This window comes from Thalassobacillus sp. B23F22_16 (assembly GCF_043496955.1).
GTDB classification, from domain to species: domain Bacteria; phylum Bacillota; class Bacilli; order Bacillales; family Halobacillaceae; genus Thalassobacillus; species Thalassobacillus devorans_A.
The window spans coordinates 72,760-92,165 of the sequence record NZ_JBIEKD010000001.1 but is presented as its reverse complement, the minus strand read 5'-3'; the positions used below and the strand labels follow the sequence as shown (position 1 = coordinate 92,165).

23 protein-coding genes are annotated in these 19,406 nt (G+C 46.7%); 18 read left to right on the top strand and 5 right to left on the bottom strand.

All coding sequences use genetic code 11. The features are described from left to right. Positions 1–24 precede the first annotated feature (24 nt). From ACGTNI_RS00520 to ACGTNI_RS00490, 7 genes are all read left to right on the top strand, one after another. A complete protein-coding gene (locus tag ACGTNI_RS00520) occupies positions 25–897 on the top strand; it encodes a LysR family transcriptional regulator (RefSeq protein ID WP_085507423.1) in 873 nt (290 codons plus the stop codon). A 125-nt stretch (positions 898–1,022) separates the two neighbouring features. Beyond that, positions 1,023–1,322 carry a hypothetical protein gene (locus tag ACGTNI_RS00515; RefSeq protein WP_394459105.1) on the top strand — a complete coding sequence of 100 codons (300 nt, stop codon included), beginning with the start codon at positions 1,023–1,025 and terminating at the stop codon, positions 1,320–1,322. A gap of 28 nt (positions 1,323–1,350) precedes the next feature. Next, positions 1,351–2,277 carry an AEC family transporter gene (locus ACGTNI_RS00510; protein WP_085507428.1) on the top strand — a complete coding sequence of 309 codons (927 nt, stop codon included), beginning with the start codon at positions 1,351–1,353 and terminating at the stop codon, positions 2,275–2,277. A 130-nt stretch (positions 2,278–2,407) separates the two neighbouring features. Then, positions 2,408–3,418: a TDT family transporter gene (locus tag ACGTNI_RS00505; RefSeq protein WP_394459103.1), complete on the top strand. Its 1,011-nt coding sequence runs from the start codon at positions 2,408–2,410 to the stop codon at positions 3,416–3,418. Positions 3,419–3,463: 45 nt separating this feature from the next. Then, positions 3,464–3,736, top strand: a complete 273-nt coding sequence (locus ACGTNI_RS00500; protein ID WP_394459101.1) for a hypothetical protein — start codon at positions 3,464–3,466, stop codon at positions 3,734–3,736. A 228-nt stretch (positions 3,737–3,964) separates the two neighbouring features. Beyond that, the gene (locus ACGTNI_RS00495) at positions 3,965–4,519 is read left to right on the top strand and encodes a DUF488 domain-containing protein (protein ID WP_394459099.1); all 555 of its coding nucleotides are present in this window, start codon (positions 3,965–3,967) and stop codon (positions 4,517–4,519) included. Positions 4,520–4,576: 57 nt separating this feature from the next. Beyond that, entirely contained in the window at positions 4,577–5,131 is a 555-nt protein-coding gene (locus ACGTNI_RS00490) for a sugar O-acetyltransferase (RefSeq protein WP_394459097.1), read from the top strand. A 218-nt stretch (positions 5,132–5,349) separates the two neighbouring features. Here ACGTNI_RS00490 and ACGTNI_RS00485 read toward each other — a convergent pair whose 3' ends face one another. Together ACGTNI_RS00485 and ACGTNI_RS00480 are read right to left on the bottom strand one after the other, a co-directional pair. Beyond that, complete coding sequence (locus tag ACGTNI_RS00485; RefSeq protein WP_394459095.1) at positions 5,350–6,270, bottom strand: DMT family transporter; 921 nt, start codon at positions 6,268–6,270, stop codon at positions 5,350–5,352. A gap of 17 nt (positions 6,271–6,287) precedes the next feature. Further along, positions 6,288–7,271, bottom strand: coding sequence for a DMT family transporter (locus ACGTNI_RS00480; RefSeq protein ID WP_394459093.1), 984 nt, complete (start codon positions 7,269–7,271; stop codon positions 6,288–6,290). A 105-nt stretch (positions 7,272–7,376) separates the two neighbouring features. On the opposite strand from ACGTNI_RS00480, the gene ACGTNI_RS00475 reads away from it, so the two are divergent. The 7 genes from ACGTNI_RS00475 (at position 7,377) to ACGTNI_RS00445 (ending at position 14,085) form a co-directional block, all read left to right on the top strand. Beyond that, the gene (locus tag ACGTNI_RS00475) at positions 7,377–7,958 is read left to right on the top strand and encodes a helix-turn-helix domain-containing protein (RefSeq protein WP_394459091.1); all 582 of its coding nucleotides are present in this window, start codon (positions 7,377–7,379) and stop codon (positions 7,956–7,958) included. 295 nt (positions 7,959–8,253) lie between these two features. Beyond that, positions 8,254–8,676 carry a GNAT family N-acetyltransferase gene (locus tag ACGTNI_RS00470; protein WP_394459089.1) on the top strand — a complete coding sequence of 141 codons (423 nt, stop codon included), beginning with the start codon at positions 8,254–8,256 and terminating at the stop codon, positions 8,674–8,676. 138 nt (positions 8,677–8,814) lie between these two features. Beyond that, positions 8,815–9,492: a response regulator transcription factor gene (locus ACGTNI_RS00465; RefSeq protein WP_394459087.1), complete on the top strand. Its 678-nt coding sequence runs from the start codon at positions 8,815–8,817 to the stop codon at positions 9,490–9,492. Next, positions 9,489–10,856 carry a sensor histidine kinase gene (locus ACGTNI_RS00460; protein WP_394459085.1) on the top strand — a complete coding sequence of 456 codons (1,368 nt, stop codon included), beginning with the start codon at positions 9,489–9,491 and terminating at the stop codon, positions 10,854–10,856. Before ACGTNI_RS00465 ends, ACGTNI_RS00460 begins: the two co-directional genes overlap by 4 nt. A gap of 74 nt (positions 10,857–10,930) precedes the next feature. Next, the gene (locus ACGTNI_RS00455) at positions 10,931–11,341 is read left to right on the top strand and encodes a hypothetical protein (RefSeq protein ID WP_394459083.1); all 411 of its coding nucleotides are present in this window, start codon (positions 10,931–10,933) and stop codon (positions 11,339–11,341) included. After that, on the top strand, positions 11,338–13,518 hold the full coding sequence (locus ACGTNI_RS00450) for an MMPL family transporter (RefSeq protein ID WP_394459080.1): 2,181 nt from the start codon (positions 11,338–11,340) through the stop codon (positions 13,516–13,518). The genes ACGTNI_RS00455 and ACGTNI_RS00450 overlap by 4 nt, the downstream gene beginning before the upstream one ends. 363 nt (positions 13,519–13,881) lie before the next feature. Further along, the gene (locus tag ACGTNI_RS00445) at positions 13,882–14,085 is read left to right on the top strand and encodes a Spo0E family sporulation regulatory protein-aspartic acid phosphatase (RefSeq protein WP_394459078.1); all 204 of its coding nucleotides are present in this window, start codon (positions 13,882–13,884) and stop codon (positions 14,083–14,085) included. A gap of 14 nt (positions 14,086–14,099) precedes the next feature. Here ACGTNI_RS00445 and ACGTNI_RS00440 read toward each other — a convergent pair whose 3' ends face one another. Next, positions 14,100–14,624 (bottom strand): ribonuclease H-like YkuK family protein, encoded by a 525-nt coding sequence (locus tag ACGTNI_RS00440; RefSeq protein ID WP_394459076.1) that lies wholly within the window; start codon positions 14,622–14,624, stop codon positions 14,100–14,102. Between the two features lie 215 nt (positions 14,625–14,839). Between ACGTNI_RS00440 and ACGTNI_RS00435 the strand changes: the two genes are divergently transcribed. Together ACGTNI_RS00435 and ACGTNI_RS00430 are read left to right on the top strand one after the other, a co-directional pair. Next, a complete protein-coding gene (locus tag ACGTNI_RS00435) occupies positions 14,840–15,088 on the top strand; it encodes a stage VI sporulation protein F (protein ID WP_085507459.1) in 249 nt (82 codons plus the stop codon). A gap of 88 nt (positions 15,089–15,176) precedes the next feature. Continuing rightward, positions 15,177–16,034, top strand: coding sequence for a DUF2268 domain-containing putative Zn-dependent protease (locus tag ACGTNI_RS00430; protein ID WP_394459074.1), 858 nt, complete (start codon positions 15,177–15,179; stop codon positions 16,032–16,034). Between the two features lie 35 nt (positions 16,035–16,069). Here ACGTNI_RS00430 and ACGTNI_RS00425 read toward each other — a convergent pair whose 3' ends face one another. Continuing rightward, entirely contained in the window at positions 16,070–17,329 is a 1,260-nt protein-coding gene (locus ACGTNI_RS00425; protein WP_394459073.1) for an MFS transporter, read from the bottom strand. A 191-nt stretch (positions 17,330–17,520) separates the two neighbouring features. On the opposite strand from ACGTNI_RS00425, the gene ACGTNI_RS00420 reads away from it, so the two are divergent. Then, positions 17,521–17,751: a hypothetical protein gene (locus ACGTNI_RS00420; protein ID WP_394459071.1), complete on the top strand. Its 231-nt coding sequence runs from the start codon at positions 17,521–17,523 to the stop codon at positions 17,749–17,751. A gap of 115 nt (positions 17,752–17,866) precedes the next feature. Then, complete coding sequence (locus tag ACGTNI_RS00415; protein WP_394459069.1) at positions 17,867–18,385, top strand: DinB family protein; 519 nt, start codon at positions 17,867–17,869, stop codon at positions 18,383–18,385. A 40-nt stretch (positions 18,386–18,425) separates the two neighbouring features. On the opposite strand, the gene ACGTNI_RS00410 is transcribed toward ACGTNI_RS00415, so the two are convergent. Further along, complete coding sequence (locus ACGTNI_RS00410) at positions 18,426–19,313, bottom strand: cupin domain-containing protein (RefSeq protein ID WP_394459067.1); 888 nt, start codon at positions 19,311–19,313, stop codon at positions 18,426–18,428. Positions 19,314–19,406: the final 93 nt, after the last annotated feature.

Below are 19,406 nucleotides of genomic sequence, written 5' to 3'. Positions count from 1 at the left end.
AGACTAGCATTGGGGGAGACAATGATGGATGAACGTGATTGGCAACTATTAAAAGTCTTATATGAAAAGAAGAATATTACCAGAACAGCTCAGCAATTATATATCTCCCAACCTTCGTTAACGAAACGGATCCAGCAAATTGAAAAGGAATACGATCGGGCCATTATCAGTAGAGGTGCAAAAGGAGTCCAGTTTACACCGCAGGGGGAATTCCTAGTCACATGTGCCGATGAAATGCTAGGTCGTCTTCGGAAGATAAAAGAGACGGTCCAAAACATGGATGAGGAGGCTAGCGGGACGCTCCGATTAGCGGTTTCCAATTATATAACGAGACATAAGCTGCCGGGGCTGTTAAAACGGTTTCGTGAACAGTTCCCGAAGGTGAATTTTAAAGTTTCCACCGGGTGGAGCCGGGAAGCTTTTGAACAGGTGTATCATCGTAATGCTCATATTGGAATTGTGAGGGGGGATTATCAGTGGGGAGATGCTAAGCAGCTTCTTTTTGAAGAAAATGTCTGTATCGTTTCTAAAGAAGAGATCGACCCTCAAGATCTACCGTACCTGCCCAGAATTCAATATGACACGGACCACACGTTAAAGTCATTGATTGATAATTGGTGGACTCGAACATTTTCTGAAGGTCCGTTGATCGGGATGGAAGTGGACAAAGCAGATACATGCAAAGAAATGGTAGTAAATGGTTTAGGATACGGCATCCTGCCCAGTGTGCTCGTTGAGGAGGATCCTGGTCTTTTTTCTATCCCTTTGCAGGATGATGAAGGAAAACCGATTGTGAGGAAAACCTGGCTGCTCTATCATGAGGAGTCTTTAGAACTGACAGTAGTGAAAGAGTTTATAGAGGTTGTTCGACAATTGGATTTTAAAAACGATATTTGATGAAGCATGGGCTTGCTGCCTGTGCTTTTTATGTATTCCTTTTTTATATGGCTCTCGATAGCTTTTTTGTATTTTATAAGCGTCCTCAGCCTTTCTATAATGAAACGGAAGAGGGGGCGTGGATGGTGATGGGGTTATCGAAATTGCTGGAAACCAGGATGAAGTTGTATGAAGGAAACGATTTTGATGTGGAGCTTATGAGTCCTGAGGACATGACAGGGTTTAGTTGTATGAACAGAATGAAACGGGCAGTCATTCATATGCACACAGAATGTATGTTGATAAGTGAACCTGTGACAGGCAAATATTTTTGTTTGCCAACTATAGGGGTCAAGGAGTTCCATGACCAATCCGCCGGTAAGTTAGACGTGGGCTTCACAGTAACCTATGAGAATGGCTATCAGATCTTCGTTCAGATTTTTTAGCCGTTTAACGCGTGGGAGGGTGTGAGTCATCGAAATATTCATTCAGATTTTAATAAAAGTTATCTTCCCAGTGTTTATGCTAATTGGACTAGGGGCATTTCTTCATCGGAAATTTTCGTTTGATATGGGTACGCTGTCTAAGTTGAATCATTTTTTGCTTATGCCAGCCGTATGTTTTGCGAATTTATACGAGAGTAATATAGCGGGAGACACGCTCTTTTTTATTGTAACCTTTCTTGCCTTGCAATCTCTTTTTTTAATGGGGATCAGTGCCGGGGTATCGAGAATCTTTAATTTTGAGAAAGGGTTATCCGCCACTTTTAAAAACAGTGTCGTATTAGTGAATTCCGGCAACTTCGGGTTACCTGTGAGTCAATTGGTGTTTCAACACAATCCGTTAGGGTTATCTGTTCAGATTGTCGTCCTGGTTTTTCAAAACCTTCTTACGTATACCTATGGCCTATTCAATTCGGTATCCGTTGGGAGAAAGGGGTCCCAGGCGATTCTGGTATTCCTGAAGACACCCGTGTTTTATGCCTTTTTATCCGGTGTGTTTTTTCAGGCAACGTCAATAAATATTCCGGAATTCATTTGGACTCCAATTGAAAACACGTCCAATGCTTTTTTAGCGATTGCGCTTATTACGTTGGGAGCGCAGAGTGCCTTTATAAAAATCTCACGTCTATCAATACCATTGGTACTGACGCTTGTTGGCAGGTTAGTTATGGCCCCTGGTATTGCCCTGGTTACGATTTTACTATTAGGCTTAGAAGGTACGGTCGCCCAGGCGTTATTTATTGCCAGTTCATTTCCTGTCTCACGGAACAGTTCGCTATTTGCCCTGGAGTATGGGAACCATCCCGATTACGCTGCTCAGGCTGTTTTATTAACTACGTTGTGCAGCATCATCACAGTTACTGCCGTGGTATCGTTATCAAACGTAATATTTTTATAGGATAATACAGGTGCCTGAGTCCCTTTAGTATAGCGGAGCTCAGGCACCTGTTTTTAATGGTCTCTTTAAATAGTGATAAAAAAATCGTACAATAAAAAGGTTAGTCGCGCAGGAGGGGAGGCGAACATACATGGATGTAACTGAGAAAAAAATAATTAATCCAGCCTCCGGGGCCATCGTTATGGCTTTGGGTATTTTTTTACATGGGGTCATGAGTCATTTTTTGAGCCAATCAGCAGAACGATGGTTCGCTTTAACTTTTTTGTTCCTGGCTATCGTTATCTACTCCAAATTAGTTCAGCAGTTTTTTCAAAAAGACTTTCTTACTCCTTTTTTAAATAATCCGGTGAATTCTTTTGTGATAGGTTCCTGGATTGCCGGTTTTTCGGTATTGGGAATTGTGCTGGAAAACTATACGCCATTGCTTCATTCATTGGCGGTGGGCGTGGCCGTGATCAACTCATGCTTGTGGGTGTTTTTTATTTATGTAAGCATGAAGAATTTCAAGCGATTGTGGCAGCGGCCAACATTCCATGCGACTCATGGTGTCGTCCTGTTGTCTGCTGTGGCAGCACAATCACTCGTCGTTTTATGGGAAAAAATGTTTCCTGGCCTGCCTGATTTGGTAAGTTTATCTGCGTTTGGGCTGGGTGTCTTTTTTTATGCCAACGGACTTATGTTAATTTTGAAGCGCTATTTGTCAACAGATTGGTCGCTCATTGAAGACTGGACGAATACGAACTGTATCATTCATGGTGGCCTTTCGATTACAGGCCTTGCTATGATTACAACGAATTTGCTGGATGGTTTATTGCTTTATTATTATTGGTTAGTGGTACTGATCGTCTTTTGCTTGGTGGAGGGTGTGGAAGTTTTACGTGCCATCAAACGAATCCAGCAAAAAGGCTGGAGAGAAGGGATCTTTACCTACCATATCAGTCAGTGGTCCCGTAATTTCACATTTGGGATGTTTTTTGCTTTTACGATGGCGATGCGTGGTAACAGCTATGATGGAAATCTACTAAATGAATTCCATCACTTCTTCTTGCCTGTATTGGCATTGATAGTCCTGCTTGCTCTTTTGATTGAAATCACGCTCTGGGCCCGTGAGGTGTTAGTAGATAATAGATTTACTTCATGAAGTGTTCAACAGTTAGGTTAGTTAAAAGCTGGAAGGGGTGTAACAATGGATAGAGTTAGTCTGTTTGGAGGAATAGGTTTAATATCCGTCAGTGCGACATTATTTACCATGGAACGATTTATAACTGCTTTCTTATATGCCAGTAAGAGTGTTCCTGTAAAACTGAACGGCTCTGGTTCTTATCCTAGTGAACCTGCAATGCCAGGACTTTTTGATAATATATTAGTTGGATGGCTATTTATCTTGGGACTGGTTTTTATCTTATTTTCACTGCGGGGATACCTTTATAAGGACGATAAGGACCGTAAGCGCCGCTGAAAATAGCCGGGACGGTCTATAGAGAGAGGATAAGGACCATAAGAATCGATGAAACTGGAATAGACAGTCCTAATAAGTGTTTTAAAGACCGCAAGAAGGAGGATGACCACGTGGGACGTTCATAAAGCCAGCTAAAGCACCCCCAGGTCCTCCAGATAATGGGAATATTTAAAGGGTTAGGGAATGGGTATAGTTTGTTACATAGGTATTTTAACTGGGGGATTGGTTATGAAAATATATACCATTGGACATTCGGACCGTTACGAAGAGCAATTCCTGGAAATGCTTGAGGCTGCTGATATCGATTTCGTAGCAGATATCCGGGCATTCCCTGCCAGCAGGAAGTTTCCTCACTTCAACCAGGAAAAGCTGGATCAGTGGCTGAAGGAAGCGGGTCTGAACTATCAGCATTTCCCGCTTCTCGGTGGTAGGAGGAGCCGGTCCGGGGAAATTGGCGAGAATCTGAATGCGGGGTGGGAAAACCGCTCGTTCCATAATTATGCCGATTACACATTGACGGAGGATTTTCAAAAAGGCCTCGAAGCACTTATGACCGAGGCGAAAGATGCCAACGTAGTCTACATGTGCTCCGAGCGGCACCCGGCGAGATGCCATCGTCTGCTGATCAGCAACTGGTTGCAGGCGAATGGCTGGGAAGTTTATCATATCATTAATGGTTCGAAAGGGCACCCGGAGCTTGTTGGTCATGAGCTGGGAAAATGGGGTGCAATGCCCATAGTGGAATCCGACGGGACTATCGTTTATCCATTGTTAGATGAGTAGTTGGGGGGATTCGATTGTTACCTTTTTTCAAAAATTTTTATAAAGGAAGATGCAGCAATGAGGACAGAAAAAGAGAAGATGCTGGCGGGGGAAGTGTATGATCCAGCTGACCCGGTACTGGCAAAAGATCGGGAAGAAGCAAGGCGCAAGGTGAGGTTATACAATCAAACCCTGGAAACGGAAGGGGAAAAACGGGCGAAGATGTTGAAGGATTTGCTTGGTTCTTCCGGGGAGAATGCGTTTATGGAACCGACGATTCGGTTTGATTACGGCTATAACACCCATGTTGGTGATAATTTTTTTGCTAATTTTGACTGTACGATTCTTGATGTTTGTGAAGTGCGGTTCGGCGATAATTGTATGCTGGCGCCGGGCGTTCAGATCTATACAGCTACTCATCCGCTCGATGCGACGGAGCGTAATTCCGGGAAAGAATATGCGAAGCCGATTACGTTTGGAGACAATGTCTGGATTGGCGGCAGCGCGATCATTAATCCGGGGGTAACGGTCGGGGACAATGCCGTGATCGCTTCTGGTGCCGTGGTGACAAAAGATGTTCCCGCTAATGTGGTGGTCGGCGGCAATCCGGCCAAGGTAATTAAACAGATTTAATCAGAGCCTGAACATCCAGGCTCTTTTTTATTGTAGCGTGATTGTGCTTAGGGCGGTATGTTATCGAGTTAAGGAGGTATAGGTGCCAGTTTGGGCAGTATGTTACTGCGTTAGGGAGGTATCTACCTGAGTTAAGTAAGTATATATCAGCGTTAAGTAAGAATAACCCTCTATTAAAAAAGTGCCTGCTCCCAAAAGGAAAGCAGGCATGTTTTAGGTCAAGAAGTATTCCTGTTGTAAGCGGGCGTGCGGTATTTTTTCATTAAATGTCTTCTGCCGAGCACATTGATGGTGATTACCCCTAACAAGGCGACGGCACCACCGATCAGCGACAACACAGATGGAAGTTCATTCAGCCAGACCCATCCGAAAAAGACAGCGACCGCGGGCTCGAGATACATCATGCTTGTCACCGAGCTGGCATTGCCGAGCGACAGGGCGGTCGACCAGGTGACGTATGCGACGCCCGCCGGGAAAATACCGACATAAATGGCAGCGAGGTTCGCTTCCATGCTTGCCTGCTGGACAGTATCAAACAGACCAGGACTGAAGATGAAAAAGGGAATGGTACCGGACCAGGTGACGTAAGCGGTCAGCTCAATCGGTTTGTAGCGGCGGAAGAACGGTTTTTGGAAAACGAAAAAAATCGACGTGGCAACGGTCGCCATCACTAACAGCAGGGCTCCGGAAGATAAGGTGAAGCTCGATCCAGAAGAGCCGACCGTGATCAGCAGGATGCCGACAAATCCGATGCCGAGGCCGATCCAGCCGAAGGTGCCGAGTTTTTCTTTTAACGCGATGACGGCGATGATCGCTGTAAAAATCGGCGCGGCTCCAATCAGCATGCCGGCGGTTCCGGACGAGACGGTGATTTCACCAAATGTAACACCGGTGTGATAGATACTTATGCCGACAAATCCAAGGGCCAAAAGCGGGAGAACATCTTTTTTAACCGGCAGCTTAAACTTCACGCCTGGCCACAGGGCGTAAATCGCGAACAGGGCGGATGCGATCAGGTAACGGAACAGCACCAGGTGTCCCGCGGTATAGCCGCCGTGGAGGCTCGCGCGGATCGCGGCAAATGTCGAACCCCAGATCAGTACCGTAATAAATGCCAGTGTAAATGCCTGTTTGTTCATTCACAGCAACCTCCTTTTCAAGCACCGAATGATTCCTTTTTTGCTTCCTTGTTCGGGGAAGCAGAGATCTTGTTTGTAAAATAACTGTGCAGCGCCATGCCAGTGATGATGATGAAAAGTCCCGCCAGGGCGATGCCACTAGGGAGCGGGGCTGACAGCAGCCAGGCTTCTCCGAGCAGAACAAATAATACCTGTGTGGACTGGGTCGCTTCGACGGCAGCAAGCTTTCCTTGATTTTTTCTCGCCCGGTCCGTTGCAATGAAAAATAATGTCGTTGCGATAACACCGGAGCTGATCGCGACAATGAACGTCTGCAGCAGCTGGTCATTGGACGGGGCGCCAGCAGTGACCCAACCGGCAGCCGCGATGAGCAGCCAGAACGGAAGGCTTGCGAGGGTCATGCCGAGCACCCGTTGAAAGGTATCGAGCCTTCCGCCGCACACCTCCATCATTTTACGGTTTCCGAGCGGGTACGCAAACGCTGCGACCACGACCGGCAGCACGCCGATCAGCATTTCATAAATCGTCAGCTCGCCTGCTTTTTGCACCTGAATCAAGGCCACCCCGAATAGAATCAACAGGGAAAAACTCAGGGCTCTCACTTCCAGCTTGTTCCGTACTTTTACAGAGCCTTCGGGGGTTTCGACTGTTTTGTGAAAAAGCGGGCCAAGCAGCGCTCCAGCAACAATTGTCATTTGCCAGGTACCGGCAACAAGCCAGCCGGGACCATAGGCAGCCGCGTAGGTTAGCGGAGCATAAAATAAAACAAATCCGACAAAACTCCAGGTGATCCAGGGAAAAGGATTACGTCTTATTTCGGCAATCACTTGCCGGCCATTCTTCCTAACGAGTACAATAAGAATTAAAAACGGTACCATAAAAAGAAAACGCAGCGATGAACTCCATAACCAGCTGCCGCCCGATAACTCCATGGAGCGGTTCAAGATGAAGGTCACCGCAAAGAAGACAGACGCCAAAATCCCAATAAGAATTTCTTTCATATCATCCCCGCTTTTTCAATTTGTAAAGTATACTATATATCCTATAAACTATATTATACATATATTCCTAGTGCCTGCCTAGGAAATTCAGGAAGGAGAAATCCATTGGACGAGTACCAGAAAGAAGTGGAAAAGTTAGCAAAACAAGTAGGTTCCACCCTAAGAAACATCCGAAAAGAAAAAGGCATCAGCCTCCAGCAGCTTAGTGAACAGACGGGGGTTAGTGCGCTGACGCTAGGGAACATCGAACGAGGCGAAGCCAACCCGTCGCTTGCTGTGATTTGGAAGATAGCGAATGGCTTAAGGATTCCGATCTCGATGCTTTTGAATGAACAGCAGGAAGTGAAAATATCCCGGAACCATGAAGGGAATCGGGTTCTCAGTGACGACGAAGCCATCCGGCTTGAGCCGATGTTTGATACGTCGGGCTATGGCTCGATGGAAATTCACCGCGCCTTTTTGAAAGGGAATGAGACGTACGCCCCCGGCGCCCATCAGCCAGGCGTGGTCGAGTATGTGACCGTGATGGAAGGGGAAGTGCAGGTGAAAGTCGAAGATGAGGTCTACCACCTGTATGAGTATGACTCGATTAAGTTCAAAGGCGACAGGGAGCACGCCTACATCAATCCGACCGACCAGGTCGCAGTCCTGCATTTCGTCATGACCTATGCTGATGGCCGGCGGTGAGTTATTTGATGGGGAGAAGCGGACAGTATGGAGTCGGAAAAGGGCAAAGTTGTCCTCGAAGTAGTGAGAAGTGGACAGGATGGAGTCGGAAAAGGATAAAGTTGTCCGCAAATGGGTGTGAAGTGGACAGGATGGAGCCGGAGAAGGATAAAGTTGTCCGCAAAGAGTAGAGAAGCGGACAGGATAGGGCGGAAAAAGGGCAAAGCTGTCCGCAAAGATACCCCGTCCTGTCTCAATAAACTTCTACCCCAACGGAAGAATCTTCTTCCTTAACGATTGCGAGGAGTGTGATGAAGTGATTAATGTCAAAGAAATACCAGTGGAAGATACATATGAGCTCAGGCGTAAGTGTACTGCCCAGTCTGCAGATGCGCCTCAGTATCCGGGGGATGATGAGGAATTCACCTTTCATTTAGGAGCGTTTGAAAACAGGGAGCTGACCGGAATTTCCTCTTTTTATATGGAAGCGACGGACGCTGTGTCCTCTCCGAAACAGATTCGCCTCCGGGGCATGGCGTTCGATGATCCGGATCAGGACCTTCGGGTTGCTACGACGTTACTGCATAAGGCGAACCGGATTCTTTATCATGGCAATGTCGAATACCTTTGGTGCGAGGAGCCGAAGGAAGCGCAGGCTTTTTATGAACGAATCGGATTTATTTCAGCAGAAGAAACGACGCATGGGATTATTTTTTATAAAAAAATAGTAAAACCTTAATAGTCAGAAGCAGGTTTAGGCCTGCTTCTTTGTCTATTGTTTATGACTCTGGTTGTTCACCTTCTGTTCATTTTTGTATTTTATCATGATAGGTCGGAAGGAAAGTCTCCTATAATAGTAGGGAAAGGGTGAACGTATATGACATCGATTGTGGTGGTGGATGATGATCAGGCGATATTGAATCTCGTGGACATCCAGCTGAAGGATGCCGGCTACCGCGTCTGGAAGGCGGCGAATGGAAACGAGGCGCTGGAAATTTTGGAATCTCAGGCGATTGACCTTGCGGTGGTGGATGTCATGATGCCGCACATGGATGGCTATACATTGACGGAAATGGTGAAGTCGGATTTTGAGATCCCGGTGATCCTTTTAACGGCGAAAGGGGAAATCGAGGATAAAGAGAAAGGCTTTCGCTCCGGGTCGGATGATTATGTCGTGAAGCCTTTCCATCCGAAGGAACTGCTGTTCCGTGTTCAGGCGGTGCTGCGGCGCTATGATAAACCGGCAGATACAGTGATAAAAATCGCCGGACTCACAATTAATCGTAAAAATTATGAAGTACAGGCAGGAACCCGGACGATTCTGATGCCGCGAAAAGAATTCGAGCTCCTGTCACTGCTTGCTTCCCGGCCAAACCAGGTGATGACGCGGGATTTTCTGATCGAGCAGATTTGGGGGATTGATTTTGAAGGGGATGAACGGACCGTCAACGTCCATATCAAAAGAATCCGGGAGCGGCTCGCCAAATTGACGGAGGAAATTACGATTCGTACGGTGCGCGGGGTCGGCTACCGGTTAGAGGTCGAGGGGTCATGAAGACGCTCTATTCCAGGTTTCTGATCGTGACGCTTTTAATCATCACAGGCAGCACGATTATAGGATTTTTATTTTCGAATTCCTATTATCATCAAAAAGTGAAGCCGGAGAATGACGAGAAGAATATGGAGATTATCACCGGTATAGCAAGCTTTGCAGAAAATCAGGACGACCTCGACAGTTATCTGGTGCAAATGGGTTCAGCCGGCTACCAGCTCTATCTTGTGGATTCTTCCGGGCGGGGCAAGTTTTACGGGGGAGAATTCAGGGACAAGCAGTTGCCAGAATCCATCGTCGAACAGGTGCTTGCCGGCAACGAATATCACGGCATGAGAAACTTCCCCCGGGAAACGTTCGTGTCGGGATTTTTCGCCGATGAATTAAGAAACACGGTCGGGACTTCATTCGATTATAACGGAGAGAGGTATGCGCTGTTCATGCGTCCCGATATTGAGCTGTTGTTCAGCGAGGTTCATATTCTGCTTGGCTGGATTGTCGTGATTATGCTGGTACTCACGATTGTCGCTGTCCTGATTGCCGCCCGAATGCTTGTTAATCCGATTCGAAAGCTTTCGAATGCTACCCATAAAGTTGTCGATGAAAATTTTGATGTTCAGCTTGATATCCAGCGTACCGACGAAATCGGGCAATTGGCGGATCGGTTCAATCACATGACCAGGAGGCTCGGGGAGCTCGATGCGATGCGCAAATCGTTCATTTCTAACGTTTCTCATGACATCCAATCGCCATTGTTGAATATCCAGGGTTATGCCCGCCTGTTGGAAAACGATTCGTTGACAAGTGAGGAAAAGCAGGACTACATCAACGTCATCAAGGATGAAACGGAACGGATGTCGATGCTCTCTAAACAGCTGCTCGTTCTAACTTCCCTTGATCAAAAAGGAAAGCTGGAGAAAAAAGAAGCGGTAGATGTGACCGCGCAATTGAAGGAAACGATTCACAAATATCGCTGGCTGTTTGAGGAGAAAGATTTGTTTGTGACGTATGATTTGGAGGAAGCGGTCCTTTCGGGAGATGAAGCGATGCTTTATGCTGTCTGGGAAAACCTCCTGACCAACGCCATCAAGTATAACCGCCCCGACGGTTCGATTGAAATCTCGCTCAAAAACAAAGCGGACGAAGTGGCAATCGAGTTCCGCGACACGGGGATTGGCATGACGCCGGAAGAACAGGAGCTTATTTTTGAGCGGTTTTACCGGGCTGATGAAGCAAGAACGACGGAGGGAACAGGACTCGGTCTATCGATTGTCAATCAAGTGATCGATATGCATGGTGGGACCATTACGGTCGAGAGCGAACAAGATGCTGGAACCAGCTTCTTCGTTGTTTTGCCGAAAAAATAATCGGTCTGTTAACCTTCTGTTCACTTTTCTCCTTTATCTTTAATGATGGAAGTGATGATAAAGGAGGAAAAACAATGGAAGCATATAGTAGATTATTAATAAGGGTGTCTGCCGTTTTCGCTTTGCTCGGTGCGCTTATCGGCGCGCACATGGCAGGCGCGGGGTCTTACGCGCTCAGGCCGATTCATGCACATATTCTTGTGGTGGGATGGCTGTCCTTATTTGCCTGGGGTGTTTATTATAAACTATTTACGATAACCTCTGAAAAGCTTGCCACCGCGCAGGTATGGACTGGCATTATCGGGGCGACTGGACTGACAACTGGAATGTGGGTGCATTTTCTTGACCTGCTCAGCATGCCGAAAGCCGTTTCCCTCGGTTTATATATTGGCGGTGGTTCGGTTCTGATCATCAGCTTTGTCCTGTTTTTGATCTCGACATTTTTTATCGCGTCGACGGACGCTGAGGCAGGTGGTGTTTCGTGAGTAAATTATTTCGTTATACGAACAGTAAAAAAGGAATGATCATCAGTTTATCGGTATGGCTCGTTGTCATGCTAGGGTTGAGTTTTCTGGCACCTGGGGCAAGGGATTCGGCCGTCAACACAGCAGGGGAAGGATTGCCGGACGATGCCCCGTCAGTAGTAGCTGATGAAAAAATAAAAGCGCATTTTGAAGATAATGACAGTCTGCCTGCTATCCTCGTCTTCCATGATCGAGAGGGGCTGGGGGAACAAGGGATAACGGAAGTGGCAGATGGGCTGAAGGCGATCGAAGATCTTCCGTCTGAACAGAGGGAAGCCATAAAAGAAGTACTGCCATTGGAGCAGCTGCCTCCCCAGGCACAGCAGTCGTTCTTATCGGAAGATGAAACTACGCTGGTCGTGCCGGCTGAGCTGAAAAAAGGTTTGGAGATGGAAGAAGTCAACGAATCCGTAGTGGCAATGGAAGCGTCGATCCAAGATGCCCTGGGTGAAGGAATCGAGGTCTCCATTACAGGACCGGCGGGGATTTCTTCCGATGCACTGGAATTGTTCTCAAGCGGGGATATGGTGCTGTTGTTCGCGACAGTCGCCCTTATTCTTGTTTTACTGATTGTGATTTACCGTTCGCCGCTCCTCGCTTTGATTCCGCTGATTGCTGCGGCGATCGTTTATGAAGTCGTCAACCGGGCGATTGGAATCGGCGGGGCGAACGGTTGGTTTACGGTAGAGACACAGGCATTATCGATCATGATGATATTGTTGTTTGCCGCTATCACCGATTACTCGCTGTTTGTTTTCTCAAGATTTCGTGAGGAGCTTCAGCGGGTGGAAAGTAAATATGAAGCGATGCAGCGGGCGATGAGTCGTGTCGGAGAGCCGATTTTCTTCAGCGGGGCAACCGTGCTTGTTGCCGTAATCACGCTCATCGTGGCTATTTATGAACCGTACCGCAACTTTGCACCAGTATTTTCCGTCGCGCTGGCCATTATTCTGCTGGCCGGACTGACACTTGTCCCTGCATTGTTCACGTTCTTCGGGAGAAGGGCGTTCTGGCCGTCGATTCCCCGTACAGGTACGGAAAACGTCGCCAAAACGAACAAGGTCTGGAGCAAAATCAGCCATGCGGTGACGAAAAAGCCTCTGGTCAGTGGGGTAGCGGTGCTTGTGCTGCTCGGGCTGTTTTCTGTGAATGCGTTTCAGGTCAACTATTCCTATAACCTGCTGCAGTCGTTCCCGGAGGATATGACCTCCCGGGAAGGTTTTGACTTAATCGAAGAAAAATATAACCCGGGCGAAGTGGCGCCGACGACCGTACTGGTTACTGCTGACTCAGCACTCGATCAGGAAACGGTCGAATCTGTGGCACAGCAGCTGGAGGAGCAGGAACATGTAGCAGATGTTTCTGTAAACGGTCGTGATTTTCTGTCAGACGACGAAACTGCTGCCAAGCTGAGTCTTGTTTTCGCAGGAAATCCTTATCAGCATGAAGCATTCGATGCGATGGAAAAACTGCGGGAAAACAAAGCGAACCTACTCGACGCTAGTGGATTGGACTCAGGTGAACACGAGCTTTACTTTTCTGGGGAAACAGCGACCAATCTGGATATCCGGGAACTGAACAACCGCGATACGCTGCTCGTGATGACACTGGTCACAGTACTGATTACGATTATGCTCGGATTCCAGTCACGCTCTATCATTGCGCCAATTTACATGATGGCTACGATTCTATTGTCGTTCAGCGCTGCACTAGGGATATCCGATTATATCTTTAAAAATGTATTCGGGTATGAGCAGATGAGTTACCGGATTCCGCTGTACGCGTTTGTCTTCCTCGTTGCCCTTGGGGTGGATTACAATATTATGCTTGTATCCAGAATCCAGGAAGCGTACCGGAACCTTTCGCTTAAGGACGCTGTCCAGCAGGGAATTTCCCGCACAGGCGGCGTCATATCTTCAGCTGGTCTCATTCTTGCCGCAACCTTTGCGGTTTTGACGACCCAGCCGATTATGGAATTGTTTATGTTTGGATTTGTCGTTGCTGTCGGTGTGTTGATCGATACGTTTCTAGTCCGGACGATTTTGACGCCGGCGATCATTTTGCTGCTTGGAAAATGGAGTTTTTATCCGTTTGGTAAAAACAAAGAAACCGCTACGCGTGTAGAGGGAAAAGGGTAAACTATTGGCCCTGATTACTCAGAAGTAATCGGGGCCAATGATTCTTCTCTAATCAATATAAGTTGACCTTTCATTGAAACGTTTTGTGTTACAATGGTGAAGTCACTAAAAATTTTTGGTTTTATTTAATCTGCTGGTAAGGATTAAACGCTTTTTTATATTTTTTTAAAAAAAGTTTTATGTAAGCGGTTTAAGCTGGTGAGAATTCGGTTATATGAGGATAATGGAGTGTTTTATGTAAGAGAACCAGAAAGAGAAGGTTTCATCCTGCAACAGGATGAAAAAAGTTATGAGATCTGCAAGTGTAGAAGGAGATGCTTCTCCACACTCAGGTCAGAATTACACGTGGAGAGGAAGAAACGGATGAAACGATTCAACCTCCTAGAAGAGCACATTGAGCAGGTGAGATTGGAAATGTACCGTGCCTATCAGGACAACCCGCACGGAAAAGAAGTCCTGGAGCTGTCGCAAAGGCTGGACAGGCTTTTGAATGAATTGGACAGACGGAGATCACCTGTAAAGAAAGAAAGAAATGAGAAACCGAAAGCGAAGCTGGCTTTTAAATAAGCTGCGCTTTGTATTCACTTCGTATATTTGTTCGCATACCCGCTTGCCACGATGGCATCGGGTTTTATTTTTGCTTCCATGCCGAGCGATTCGATCCGTGCCATCATTTCCTCTACATAGATTCGTGTGCGGTTCCGTTCACCGGCACCGATATCGATATGGCCTTCGATGGTAAAACTGGCTCCTTTATAAATATGGGGCAGCACCACGTCAATCAATTGGGACTTTTTTTCTTCGGTAAACAGGTTGGCAATTTCCTCGGTCAGCGAGGTCTCATAGGAAATCCGTTCGCCCAGGACGTGCATTTGCCGTGGTACGATTTCTTTTCTGAAGCAGGCCCATACACCGGCTCCCAGGCGCTGAATGACGATGCCGGTAATGAAGACGGTCGCATGCGGATGTACCTGGGAGTCTGTGCCGAGCATCAGCTTGTAGTTGCCCATCGTCTGCTTTTTCATAAAGCGGTATATATAATCAAACACCTCATTGAAATCCATCTGGCTTCTGGTGGTATTTTGAAACCGTAAGGGTCTGGTCATTTGTTTTCCTCCTGAAAATGTTTAAATGTGGTAAAAAGAATGGTTCTTATAGCATATGTAAAAAGTTGAGATTAATTGAATAAGAGTGGGAACTGTTTGGGGGGAAGGCTGTCTGATCGCTTTTTCTTATCTTCCTGTAGGCTACCTGCCGTTACCGACCTGCCTCCTGTCCATACGATAGGAATGAAGACAGTTTAAGTAAGGAGGCAGAAGGTATGTTGGATAATTTTGAGAAAAAGACCGGGGTAAAGATGGATGATGTGATGCGGCTTGTGCAATCCCTGCGGGGAGCGGATCTTTCTGATGAAAGAACCGTCCGTCAGGTTATCAAAAAAGTATCACGACTTGCGAATAAACCGGTCTCCCGTAGTACAGAAGACAAGATTGTAAAAGCGATTCTAAGTGGAAATGTTCCGAAAGATATGTCCACTATTGAAAAGATGCTGAATAATAAAAAAAGATAACAGAATTTCACTGATAGACACAACCGAACGTATACTAGGTTGTGTTTATTTTTTACTTATTCTAAAGAATCGGGAAGGGGGAGGTGAAGTGGCGGTCAAAAATACTCGACCCTGGCTGGATGATTTTGTGGAAGCCTGTAAAAAGGAAACAATACACTTACAACAACCTTATCAACAGCAACAGGATTATATATGCAAACCTGTCACAGAGGCAGGGGTTTCTGCTGAGGAGTTGCAATCTATTTTACTGAAAAACGGATTGTTTGAACCGCGGGAGTGGCGGCATGTCGCAAAAGCTGCACGTCATTTGGAACGGAAGGGAACGTGGGGGGTGGCGGCTCGTGAATACCGGCGATTGAAAAGGAAGTGGCAGGGGCCGGAGACAGCCATTTATATTTTTCCTGTCGCCCAGTGCCACCTTCCTGCCCGCAGGCGTGCGATTGTGAAAAGCGGGTTAAGCTTCCGCCGGTGTCTATTCTTATTTCTGGCACCAGATGTCCCTGATATAGAAATCAAGGCTTTACTCGCTCATGAATATAACCATATCTGCCGGCTGGCGCGAATGGGGTTCCGAACAGATGAATTGCCTTTAAAGGAAGCACTCGTGATGGAAGGGCTGGCGGAATACGCAGTGAAATCGCTGTATGGGGAAGAGCAGATGTCACAATGGGTGAAGCATCACAGGGGTGAGGATGTACGTCAGGTTTGGAAAAGAGAGTTTGTTCCTGCTCTGGAGCTGTCAGGACAAGAAAACCATCAGCCGTATCTTTACGGGGAGCGCCGTGGACGCTTGCCCGAATGGATCGGCTACCAGATCGGATATGAAATAATAGATTCCTATCAGCGTAACCACGGAGAAGACATGATGCAGGAACTGTTGAAGAAGCCGGCGAACCAGTTGATTGCCGACTCTGATTTTCCTCTAGAATATAGGAAGAAAAAATAACGCTCCCAATTGGAGCGTTATTTCTTAATACCAGGTCAGCTGTTTTCTTCGGCTTCCTGTTTTTCCTCGGCGGCTTCTTTCTTTTCTTCGGCCGCTTCTTTTTTCTCTTCCTCTGCTTCCTTTTTCTCTTCTTCGGCTTCTTTCACCTGCTTGTAACGCTGTCGCTGGCGGTAACCATAGGTGGAAGACAGGACGACGTCTTCATTTTCAAGTGCCGAGCCAAGCGCACCGATGATGGTAGCGATACTGGTCGCGGTCCAGGCGATATAGAAGTAGTTGATATAACTGACAGGCCCGGTGGTAACTTGCGACTCCAGCATTCCCATTGGGATGATGAGCAGGACGGCAAGCGAAAACAATAGGAACAAAATGACGTAATACATGCAGACGGAGACGAAAAGAGTCAGCACGGTCGCTGAATTATACAATTTCCGAATATAGTCTTTGTATCTGGTATTTTTCTTTTCCCATAAGCTGTGTACAAGAATAATCCATAAGGTCATGGCACCTATCGACACAAAGGTCAGCAGGAACATCCGCCAAATTCCATATTCGCTGCTGAGCATCCATAACGTCGGAAACACGATGGCGTAAGATCCGGTCGCAAATGCTATCATGATCAATTTCAAGAATGCCGGGAACATCGCCCACGGGCGGTTCGCTCGGACCATTCCGGTCAGTACGCGTAAAGCACCACTGAAACGTGATTTTACAGTAAACCGGACATCGATGTTGGATTCGTCATCATCCGGGGTCTCCCGTTGAAGCGGGGACACCCACTCGAACGGACGCTTTCCTACTAATCGTGTCGAGCTCTTATTTTTTAGTTCTTTATATTCTTTCCTGTTTTTTGCCTGGATCTTCTCTTCTGCCTGTCTCCGGTCTTGTTCGGAACTCCCGTAATACATTTCATTGACCAGCTGCAGAACCGATTCGCGTATTCTTTTGAACATGGGAGTCGAGCCAAGCCCGGGAAGGCTAATTAGCGCCACACTTTCCTCTACATATGCTTCTGCGACAATCGGCCGTTTGTTTTTGAAAAACGGGAGGTCGGTAAGTGCGACCGCGAAGTCCCAGCCTTCCTCCGACTTTCGTTCAAGTGCTGCGCCCAGGACTTCCCGGGAGTCTTCCGTAACCCCGGTAAGGGAGTCTGTGACACACTCTACATCCCACTGATCTTCCTCATTGACATAATAACTGAGCAAATCGGGCAACGAACTCTCTAATGCATCTACTAGTTTTTCCGTATAACCCGGTGCTGTAATTAGTCCTAATTTTTTTGTTGATTTGCTCATAGCTAACACCTCTGTTAAATACGATTATTATCCTAATAATGTATAACCTAATTTCATCAATTTAAACAGGGTAAAATACTTTTCTAAAAGGAAATTACTAGGAAACTGTAACTTTTCTGCGAGTGATTCGTAGAAAACTAGCAGGAGGCAGAAAGAAGCCAAGGAGTTTTAGAAGAAAGGGAGTGTTAAAAGTGAAAAAATATGCGGTATTTATCATCAGTTTCTTTCTATTATATAGCTTATTTTCATTCCTGACCGGTTGGATGATGACTGCTGCTTACACGGCTGATTTTTCCGTGAATAATGGGACAGGGAAAGAGACAGATTATGGCCGTCAGACGTTTGTGCCGTTGGTGATGAGTATGCTGGCCGGGACGGCAGCCTATGGCTTTGCAGAAGTTAGGAGTGGGAAGAAGGGTTAGGAAGCTGTGAGGCAGGTACCTCTTCATTATACCAGTCTTTTTTCTGTAATATCAGTCTAGCTTTTTTTCACGATACTGGTAACCTGAATGGTAGACGTTCAGGGGAGGTTGGGTCATGATTGATTACCGGATAACGAGCAAAGAAGGCTATGCAGAAAAGATAGGAGAACTGGTCTCGATGCTGGAACACACGAGGGCAGTAACCTTGGAAGAAATCAAAGGATTGAGCGAGCGGGAACTGGATTTTTTGCCGGACGATCGTTCGAATACGATAGGTTCCCTGCTTCTACATATCGCTTCCATCGAATACGTCCATCAGGTGATTTCTTTTGAAAAAAGGGATATAACCGAAGCGGAGCTTAAAAAGTGGCAGGCGGCATTAGAGCTTGGTCAGACGGGTAGAAACACGATCAGAAAGCATGGGCTTGAGTTTTATCTGGAGGAATTGTCCCAAGTGAGGGAGAACACGTTAGCCAATCTGAAAAACTATCAGGACCAGTGGCTGTTCGAGGAAAAACAGTGGGGGAATGGAATCCCTCATAATAATTATTATCTCTGGTATCATGTGATGGAAGATGAAATCAATCACCGCGGACAGATACGAGTGATCAAGCGCATGCTTGCAGAAAAATAAACAGGTGCCTTCCCTTTATAGTGGGGGAGGCACCTTTCCTTTAACCTTCTTCTGCTGCCAGTGCATCTGCTTTTGTTTCATGGACCGTCCCAAATGGGTGCTCCGGCGGTGCATAGATGACATACAACTTCAATGGTGTCTGGCCGATGTTGGTAATATTATGCCATTTTCCGGCTGGTACCATGATGGCGTAATCATCCTCGACATATGCTTCAAAATCTAAGTTATCTTGACTATCGCCCATTTGTACCCGGCCTTCCCCCTGTTCCAGGCGTAAGAATTGATCTTCATTCGGGTGGACTTCAAGGCCGATATCATCCCCCACATCGATGCTCATGAGGGTGACTTGAAAATGTTCCCCGGTCCATATTGCTGTCCGGAACGTATCATTGTTGACGGTTGCTTCTTCGATGTCGACCACATAGGGCTCCCCGCCAAAGTCTGTTGTTTCTTGACGAATCTCTCCATTTGCTCCAAGCTTCCCCGCTTGTTCCACGTGCCTGATTTCGTCCTGGCATGCGCGTAGGAACGCATGGCCTGTTGAAGATTGAGGCGACCTGTAATAATAAGCTCTCATCGCTTCGTAATTCTCTGCTTCTATCTCGGAAGCTTTTCGTACGCCGTCCTGATACGAATGGAACGTGATTTTTTCCGTTTCATAGTCTGGCAGTTGCCCGCTAAGGCGGGTATACAGTTCAGTGAAGTACTGTAAATGCGTGCGCTCTTCGTTTAATGCCTGTAAAATAACCGCTTGTTCCTGCTGATCTGCTGCTTTTTCAGATAAGCGATGGTATAGGTTGATGGTTTTCGCTTTTCTTTTGATTGCATCAAGGAGCGCGGTCGTCTCGTTACTATCGCTTCTGGTCCATTGGTGTGTCTGAAAGCTGCCATAATAAGGGTTGCCATAGAGATAAGAACCATTGTCCATTGCTCTCATTCCTTTCCAGGGATTCACAACCATATCCTATGCAATGAGTGGGCGAGAAGGGAATAAATTTGGAAAAGGCAGGAATTATGGCCC